Here is a 1390-nt window from a genome sequence, read left to right on the forward strand (position 1 = left end):
TGGCTCACCTCGATGCGCCGGGGCTGGCCGTACCTGATCTGGAAGTACGCGGCCACGCTCGACGGGCGTTCGGCCGCCGCCGACGGCACCAGCATGTGGATCACCTCCGAGGCGGCCCGGATCGACGTGCACGCGCTGCGCGGCACCGTCGACGCGGTGCTCGCCGGGGTGGGCACCGTGCTCACCGACGACCCCCGGCTCACCGCCCGCAACCTGCGCGACGGCACCCTGGCCATCCGGCAGCCGCTGCGGGTCGTGGTGGACAGCTCGGGGCGTACCCCGGCCGAGGCCCGGGTCCGCGACGGCGCCGCCCGCACCTGGGTGGCCACCGCCGCGGAGGTCGGCGCCGGGCCGGACGGCCGGGTCGACCTGGCGGCGCTGCTCGCGGAGCTGCACCACCGCGGCGTGCGGGCCGCGCTGCTGGAGGGCGGGCCGACGCTGGCCGGCGCGTTCCTCGCCGCCGGCCTGGTCGACAAGATCGTCGGGTACGTCGCGCCGAAGCTGCTCGGCGCCGGCCCGACCGCGCTGCTCGACGCCGGCGTGAGCACCATCGCCGACGCCATCGATCTGGAGATCACCGACGTTACGCGGGTCGGTCCCGACCTGCGGATCACCGCGCTGCCCCGGAAGAGGGAGGCCTGACATGTTCACCGGCATCGTCGAGGAGCTGGGCGAGATCGTCCGGAGCACCGAGACCGGCGACGACTCCGCCCTGGTCGCCATCCGTGGCCCGCTCGTCACCTCGGACGCCCGGCACGGCGACTCCATCGCGGTGAACGGCGTCTGCCTGACCGTTGTCGACGTCGACGGCGGGGTGTTCACCGCCGACGTGATGGGCGAGACGCTGCGCCGCACCGCGCTGGGGGCGCTGCGCCCCGGCGACCCGGTCAACCTGGAACGCGCCGCCGCGCTCAACAGCCGCCTCGGCGGGCACCTGGTGCAGGGCCACGTCGACGGCGTCGGCGAGATCGTCGCCCGGGAGCCGGCCGCGCAGTGGGAGACGGTCCGGTTCCGGCTGCCCGACGGGCTGGCCCGGTACGTGGTGGAGAAGGGCTCGATCACCGTCGACGGCGTGTCGCTGACCGTCGCCGAGGCGGGCGACGACTGGTTCTCGGTCGGCCTGATCCCCACCACGCTCAAGCTCACCGTGCTCGGCACGAAGCAGGTCGGCGACCCGGTCAACCTGGAGGTCGACGTGCTGGCCAAGTACGTCGAACGGCTGCTCGGCGACCGCGGCGCGGGAAGCGTGCGGTGATGGGCCCGCTCGGCTGGCTGCTCGACGCCCAGGTGCACGTGGCCGGCTCGCCGGTGCTGGTCCGGGAGATCGTCGGCAACGGCTTCGGGCTCGCCTCGGCGCTGCTCGGGCTGCGCCGGGTGGTGTGGGCCTGGC

General features: G+C 74.9%; 2 protein-coding genes and 1 pseudogene. All 3 read left to right on the top strand.

The window, feature by feature from the left end; translation table 11 throughout:
- Positions 1-642, top strand: a 642-nt coding sequence (locus KBX39_RS31220; RefSeq protein ID WP_210874004.1) for a RibD family protein, incomplete at its 5' end; no start/stop codon positions are given.
- Position 643: 1 nt separating this feature from the next.
- Entirely contained in the window at positions 644-1255 is a 612-nt protein-coding gene (locus KBX39_RS31225) for a riboflavin synthase (protein ID WP_064448497.1), read from the top strand.
- Positions 1255-1390: pseudogene (locus tag KBX39_RS31230) on the top strand (nicotinamide riboside transporter PnuC); the annotation flags it as partial. The gene KBX39_RS31225 and the pseudogene KBX39_RS31230, both read left to right, overlap by 1 nt.

This window comes from Micromonospora sp. D75 (assembly GCF_018070405.1).
Classification (GTDB): domain Bacteria; phylum Actinomycetota; class Actinomycetes; order Mycobacteriales; family Micromonosporaceae; genus Micromonospora; species Micromonospora chalcea.

Coding starts and splice junctions, on each gene's coding strand:
- KBX39_RS31225 (WP_064448497.1), top strand. CDS start 644: ATGTTCACCGGCATCGTCGAGGAGCTGGGCGAGATCGTCCGGAGCACC.